Annotated in this window: 5 protein-coding genes; 1 reads left to right on the top strand and 4 read right to left on the bottom strand. The window is 57.6% G+C overall.

Features of this window, described 5'->3' with window-relative positions:
* Positions 1-50: 50 nt before the first annotated feature.
* From ilvC to AC5RE1_RS00305, 3 genes are read right to left on the bottom strand one after another with little or no spacing between them, the layout of a single operon-like run.
* Entirely contained in the window at positions 51-1,076 is a 1,026-nt protein-coding gene (gene ilvC, locus AC5RE1_RS00315) for a ketol-acid reductoisomerase (RefSeq protein ID WP_006681796.1), read from the bottom strand.
* Positions 1,077-1,078: 2 nt separating this feature from the next.
* Positions 1,079-1,591 carry an acetolactate synthase small subunit gene (ilvN, locus tag AC5RE1_RS00310; RefSeq protein ID WP_006681797.1) on the bottom strand — a complete coding sequence of 171 codons (513 nt, stop codon included), beginning with the start codon at positions 1,589-1,591 and terminating at the stop codon, positions 1,079-1,081.
* A gap of 5 nt (positions 1,592-1,596) precedes the next feature.
* Positions 1,597-3,336, bottom strand: a complete 1,740-nt coding sequence (locus AC5RE1_RS00305; RefSeq protein WP_040318740.1) for an acetolactate synthase large subunit — start codon at positions 3,334-3,336, stop codon at positions 1,597-1,599.
* 407 nt (positions 3,337-3,743) lie between these two features.
* Here AC5RE1_RS00305 and AC5RE1_RS00300 point away from each other — a divergent pair, with 407 nt between their 5' ends.
* Positions 3,744-5,339 (top strand): aspartate:alanine exchanger family transporter, encoded by a 1,596-nt coding sequence (locus tag AC5RE1_RS00300; protein ID WP_219585722.1) that lies wholly within the window; start codon positions 3,744-3,746, stop codon positions 5,337-5,339.
* A 200-nt stretch (positions 5,340-5,539) separates the two neighbouring features.
* On the opposite strand, the gene AC5RE1_RS00295 is transcribed toward AC5RE1_RS00300, so the two are convergent.
* Positions 5,540-7,069 (bottom strand): threonine/serine exporter family protein, encoded by a 1,530-nt coding sequence (locus AC5RE1_RS00295; RefSeq protein ID WP_493938176.1) that lies wholly within the window; start codon positions 7,067-7,069, stop codon positions 5,540-5,542.
* Positions 7,070-7,252: the final 183 nt, after the last annotated feature.

Here is a 7,252-nt window from a genome sequence, read left to right as displayed (position 1 = left end):
CCTCCGTCATGCTTCCCTAGTGGAAGGCGACATCACTCGCGCGGAATCGATCAGCGAGCTGCGGAACCATCGGTGTAGTCGGAGTCTGCCGAGGTCCAGCCGAAGGCCTTGCGGAGCTTCTGGCCGGTCTTTTCGATCGGGTGCGCTTCGTTTTCTGCACGCAACGCCTTGAATTCGAGGCCGCCGTTGTCCTGGTCGGCGATGAAGCGCTTGGCAAAGGTGCCGTCTTGGATGTCGGCAAGGACCTCCTTCATGGCTTCCTTGACCTGCGGGCCGATGACGCGTGGGCCGGAGACGTAGTCGCCGTACTCTGCGGTGTCGGAGCAGGACCAACGCTGCTTGGTCAGGCCACCCTCGTTGATCAGGTCAACGATGAGCTTCAGTTCGTGGCAGACCTCGAAGTAGGCCATTTCGGGCTTGTAGCCAGCTTCGGTCAGGGTTTCGAAGCCGTACTGGATAAGCTTGGAAACGCCACCGCAGAGGACTGCCTGCTCGCCGAAGAGGTCGGTTTCGGTTTCTTCAGTGAAGGTGGTCTCAATGACGCCTGCGCGGGTGCCACCGATTGCCTTGGCGTAGGACAGTGCGAGTGCGAGCGCCTGGCCGGATGCGTCCTGCTCGACACAGACGAGGGCCGGAACACCCTTACCTTCGAGGAACTGGCGACGAACGGTGTGTCCCGGGCCCTTCGGGGCGACCATGCAGATGTCGTGGCCGGCTTCGGGGGCAATGTAGCCGTAGCGGATATTGAAGCCGTGCGAGAAGAACAGTGCGGCGTCGTCCTTGAGGTTCTTGGCGATTTGCTCTGCGTAGACGAAACGCTGGACCTGGTCCGGAACCAGGATCATCACAACGTCACCTTCGGCCACAGCTTCGGAAACGTCCTTGACAGTCAGGCCAGCGGATTCAGCCTTGTCCCATGAGGAAGAGCCCGGACGCAGACCAACAACCACGTCGACGCCGGAATCCTTGAGGTTGAGCGCATGGGCGTGACCCTGCGAGCCGTAGCCAATGATGGCAACCTTCTTGGACTGGATGATCGACAGATCTGCACCGTCGTCGTAGATGATCTCAGTCATTGTCATTTCTCCTTCAATTGATCCGTGATCGAGCGTGATCCGCGGCCGATCGCCACAGCGCCCGACTGGACGATTTCTGTCACACCGTACTGCTCAAGGGAGCGGACAAGTGCTTCGAGTTTAGATAGTGAGCCAATAGATTCGATGACGACCGTTTCCGTCTGCACGTCGACGACGTGAGCACGGAAGAGGTCGACAACCTGCAAGACGCCGGTGCGACGCTTTTCGTCGGCGCGCACTTTGATCAGGAGGAGGCGACGTTCCACGGAGTCTTCCGGTTCAAGCTCCACAACCTTGAGCACGTTCACCAGCTTGTTCAACTGCTTGGTGACCTGTTCGAAGGGTTGGTCTTCTGCTTTGACGATGATCGTCATGCGGGAGATTTCGGGATGCTCAGTTTCACCCACGGTAAGCGAGGTGATGTTAAATGCGCGACGCGCGAACAGTGCCGAGACGCGGGTCAGGACACCGGGCTTGTTTTCAACAAGCACGCTCAGAGTATGTGTTTGTGCCATGATTTTCAGTCCTCCACATCCCAGTCGGGTGCCATACCCTTGGCATAGCGGATTTCATCGTTCGACACACCTGCTGCGACCATCGGCCACACCATGGAGTCCTTCGAGACTCTAAAGTCGATCAGGACAGGGCGGTCGTTGATGGACATGGCCCATTCGATAGCCTCGTCGACTTCGTCGATAGAACGGACGGTGCGCGCTGCCATACCGTAGGCGGTGGCGAGCATTTCAAAGTTCGGGATCTGCTCTCCGTCAACGGGGTTGAGCGTTGTATTGGAGTAGCGCTTGTCGTAGAACAGCGACTGCCACTGACGCACCATGCCGAGCACGGAGTTGTTGATCAGGCAGACCTTGATCGGAATGTTGTTCACCGTGCAGGTGGCCAGTTCCTGGTTGGTCATCTGGAACGAACCGTCACCGTCGATTGCCCACACAACGTTGTTCGGCTTGCCGACCTGGGCGCCCATGGCGGCGGGGATGCTAAAGCCCATGGTGCCCAGACCAGACGAGGATATGAAGTGCCTCGGCTTGTCGGACTGGATGAACTGAGCCGACCACATCTGGTGCTGGCCAACGCCGGTCACGTAGATAGCATCGGGGCCTGCGATCTTGGACAGTCGCGACAGGACTTCCTGCGGGGCCATCATGCCGTCTTCAGTCTTCGTCCACCCCATCGGGTAGCGGTCCTTCAGACGGTTGAGGTAACGCCACCATCCGGAGATGTCATCGCCCTGGTCCTTCTTCTTCATCGCGACGATTTCGTCAACGAGCATCGGAAGCGCGTCGGCGAGGTTACCGACGATCGGAATGTCCGCGAATCGGTTCTTCGAGATCTCAGCGGCATCAATGTCGATGTGCACGATCTTCGCACGAGGCGCGAAAGAATCGAGGTTGCCGGTCACGCGGTCATCGAAGCGAGCACCGAGTGTGACGATCAGGTCGGAGCGTTGCAGAGCACCGACGGCTGCCACGGTTCCGTGCATACCAGGCATACCCAAGGTGTGTGAATCAGAATCTGGGAATGCACCACGTGCGGTCAAAGTAGTGACGACCGGAGCGTCGGTTGCCTCAACCAGTCGAGCAAGATCATCGGTTGCACCCGAACGGATCATGCCACCGCCGACGTACAGCACCGGGGCTTGCGCTTGAAGGATTGCCTCTGCAGCCTGGCGCACTTGGCGCTTGTGAGGCTTGGCAGCTTCTTTGTAACCGGGCAGGTCCATGGCGGGTGGCCAAGAGAAGTTCATCTGGGCAGTCTGCGCGGACTTCGTGACATCAACGAGGACCGGGCCGGGACGACCAGTCGACGCAATCTCGAAGGCTTCAGCCAGTCGAGATGGAATCTCTGTAGCGTCGGTGACAAGGAACGCATGCTTCGTCAGTGGCATCGAGGCGCCAACAATATCGGCTTCTTGGAATGCATCGGTGCCAATCAGGGAGGCACCCACCTGACCTGAAATCACGACCATGGGGACGGAGTCCATGTTTGCGTCGGCCAGCGCTGTCAGGGTGTTTGTTGCACCCGGGCCGGATGTGACAATCGCACAACCGACCTTGCCGGTAGCAAGAGCGTAGCCTTCAGCGGCGTGGCCTGCACCCTGTTCGTGACGAACAAGAATGTGATTGAGCTTTGAGCTCATCAACGGATCATAAGTAGGAAGAATTGCGCCACCGGGCATGCCGAACACGTCGGTCACGCCGAGAGCTTCAAGGGAAGCAATAATCGCTTGCGCCCCGGTCATCATCTGCGTGGGAGCAGTGTCTTTCACCGCTGGGTCCTCTCTATGTGTGGGTGGATCTCAACAAAAAATCCCCAGCCGCGTCATAGCGATGGGGATTAGGCGTGCGATCCATCCGTTTTCACGCGGCAGGATTCGCACGCCCGGGTACGATGACCAGGACGGAAATACCAACCGAGAGAATGTTGAACACGGGTAAACCGTATGCCCACTAGGGCCTCGCCCCGCCTTTTATCTCACACTGCGGAATCTGAATCTCATCGCCTTTGTCGTTTCATTTGCATACGTGACACAAACGATAGGTTTTCGGCGCTTTATCCGTCACAGATAGGACGATGAACTAATTACCTTTGCGGACAAACCTGCAATAATGGGCGTGATTACTCCGTCAACACAACATTGGAGTCGTAACTGTGGAAACAGTATTCGCTCTGCTGGCTGAGCAGCCAGTTCTCTTCCTCTTCCTGCTCATTGGCATCGGTATGGCGTTTGGCCATATCAAGGTCAAGGGCATCGGTCTCGGTGCTGCGGCCGTTCTGTTCTTCGCCATTATTTTGGCGGCGTGGGCACAGGCATACGGCATCGAGCTTCGCGTGACCCCGCAACTGGGAACGCTCGGCCTGACCCTCTTTACCTTCGCTATCGGTATCAACTCCGGCGCGTCCTTCTTCCATAACTTGAAGACCGCTGTCGGCCCGATCTTGACCGTCGTTGTGCTCTACGTCGTCGCGGCCGGCGTTGGCCTTGGCGTTGGTAAGGCCCTCGGCATGGATATCGCACTGATCTCGGGTACGTTCGCTGGCGCGGTCACGAACACCCCCGCTCTTGCAGCCGCCGGCGAAGCCTCAGGTCAGTTGGACCGCGCAACTGTCGGCTACTCGATTGCCTACCTGTTCGGTGTGATCGGTATGCTCGTAGCTTCTGCCGCAGCGCTCTCCTACGGCAAGAACGACCGCGATACTCCTTCCCCGCTGGCGAACCGCACAATCCGCGTTGAGCGCGACGATCACCCGTTCGTTGGCGACATTTACGAGAAGCTCGGGTCGAAGGTCACATTCTCGCGTCTGCGTCGTGGTGAGACCGGCCCGATCACCCGCCCGTCGATGTCTGACACTCTGGACCCGGGTGACTTGGTGACCGTCATAGGTCCTCGTGAATTGGTTGCTCGCGCAGCAACTGAGCTGGGTCACGCTTCTTCACACTCCCTTATGCAAGACCGCACTTACCTTGACTTCCGTCGCATGACGGTTTCCGATCCGAAGGTTGCCGGTCGCGCGGTTGCTGACCTAGAGATGGCGAAGCACTTCTCCGCAACGATCTCCCGTGTGCGTCGCGGTGACGTTGACATGGTTGCCGAGCCGGGCTTAATCCTTCAGCAGGGTGACCGTGTTCGCGTTGTTGCTCCTACCTCCAAGATGGAAGCCATCACGAAGTTCTTCGGCGACTCGGCTCGTGGCCTTTCGGATCTGAACCCGATCGCGCTGGGTCTCGGTATGGCGCTCGGTATCGCGATCGGTGAACTCCCGATCCTGACCCCGTCCGGTGAATACTTCTCGATCGGTTCGGCAGCAGGCACCCTGATCGTTGGCTTGGTCTTCGGTCGTCTGGGTCGTATCGGACCGCTGGTCACTGCTCTGCCCTTCACCGCTTGCCAGGTTCTTTCTGAGTTCGGCCTGTTGGTCTTCCTCGCACAGGCTGGCGCCAACGCTGGTGGACAGATTGCGAACGCCTTCACCTCGGGTGACTGGATCAAGATCTTCATCCTGGGCTTCGTCATCACAACGATCCTCGCAGTTGGCACCTACGTCATCATGCGTTGGATCTTCAAGATGGGTGGCACGCAGCTGTCCGGTTTCCTCGGCGGTCTGCAGACCCAGCCTGCTGTTCTGGCATTCGCCAACGGCCGCACGAACTCGGATCCACGCGTTGCCCTTGGTTACGCTCTGATCTACCCGGTCGCAATGGTCGGCAAGATCTTCGTAGCCCAGATCCTCGGCGGACTTAGCTGATCCTTTCACCTTCCGCTGCTCTCTCAATGACGAGGCCGGGCGGGCACCACGCACGTGGTACCCGCCCGGTTCTTTATCTTAAATTCGACGAGATGAGAGCACCGCTTGCTTGCCTTACGCTTTCAACCCCTTTGAATGCTCCTCTGCCCTCAACGCAGGCACCGCCTGTGGCCCCCACCTATGAAAAGTCGAACGCTACGTTAGTCGCTCAATTCTTGGTTTGAGGATGTATCATCTGGTGTTCTTGCTTCGGCAAGCGACTGCTCACTCAGAGCCTCTTCACCGCCAGCAGCTCCAACTGTTTCATGTACTTGGGCAGAAGTGTGGTCATTGGCCACCGTGTCAGCGCTGTCTGTAGGGCTGAACGAATCTGGGAGGACCTCGTCCAGGAGAGGCACAACGGGCGCCGATTCCGTGAGCCAGTTCTTATCCGTCAGCATTCGCGCCACAGCAAGACCCATGCCGATACCCACGATCGTGAAAATAACGGTGAATAGCGACTGGAGGGCTTCGAGCATCTGGCCGTTGTTCAAGTAGGTGAGCGAACGGTAAAGCGGAACACCTGGGATCATGATGACCACCGCCGGGACAGATAACGTCACTCGAGAGAACCGCGTGCGCTCCGCTGCAAACGTTGCAAGGAGGCCTGCAGCAAGGGCTGCAAGACCGACAGCTGCGGGCGTCTGAACATCAAGCTCGTCAACCAGAGCAAGACGCCCAACGTTGATAAAAGCACCAATCAATGCCGCCGTTCCCGCTACTCGCGTTGGCGAGTTAAACAGGACAGCAAAGCCAAACGCCGCGACAAAGCTCGTGATAAACCGCAGAGTATAGAGCAACCAGGGGGTGAGGATGTAGCTGTATTCGGGAGTGACAGACCAGTGGAAGACTGTTGACACTACCCAGGTGGCGACGCCCGCAGACAACAAGAGCATGAAGACGTACGTCAGACGACCTAGACCGCCTTGGAAATCGTGTCGGACCAGGTCAATAATGCCCGTCACTAGCGGGAAGCCAGGGACTAGGAACAGCATTGCTGAAATAAAACCAGCTTGGTGCGTAGGCTCAAGGCCAAGGAAGTGCTGTGCAGGGGCAACGAGAAGGATGTAGATGAGCGCCGCGACTGCACCACAACTCATCCACACACCGAAGTGGTTCATGTGACGGTGGAGCATCTGACGCCGAAGCGCCTGGCCAAAGAATGCTGCGACTGCAACAGCTGAGCATTCAACCCAGCCGCCACTGTTCAGGAATGAGAAGGCAGCACAGGCAAGTCCAGATGCTGCAGCGTTCGGAAACCAGTCATACAGTGGCTTCACCCGTTCGATTTCGTCAAGCGCTTTTTCAGCGTCTTCAACCAGAACTGCCTTGCCTTTAATAGAAGCGACGTAGTTGTTAAGCCTGTCGATACGGTCGGCATTGACGCCCATTTGGCGTTGTTCAGCAAGACCAGTACGGAAGGTGCCGTTCGCATATGCGGTGGCGATGATCTCCGTGTAGGTGACTTGCGCGTGATGCTCTGCGATACCTACTGCTTTGGCAAGCGTTGTCATTGAGTTTTTTACGCGATATGCACTGGCACCGCTTGCCAGGAACATCTGACCGAGTCGCAACACCACGCGTGACTGGTGGGCAAGACGATCATGGGCGGCCGAACGGTAAGCCTGAATGCCCTCGGGGGCACCTTCGATAATGTAGCCCGATGACACTTGATTGGTCGTTTCACTCATAGAACAAGCATTCCACCCTAATGAATCAAAGAAGGCGGTCTATCGTCACAGACGGCTTGTAGCGTCGGACACGTTGCCGACTGTTGTGCCGGCAATTGGCTGGCACCGTCTGAGATTGCCAGCAAACACAAGTGAGGCCGTGAAAGCCCTTTTGGGTTTTCACGGCCTCAGTGTTGAAGTGTT

The sequence above is a fragment of the Actinotignum sp. usb-actsch-rep-73 genome (assembly GCF_059082735.1).
The sequence above is the reverse complement of the archived record's forward strand: the minus strand, read 5'-3'. Positions and strand labels throughout refer to the sequence as shown.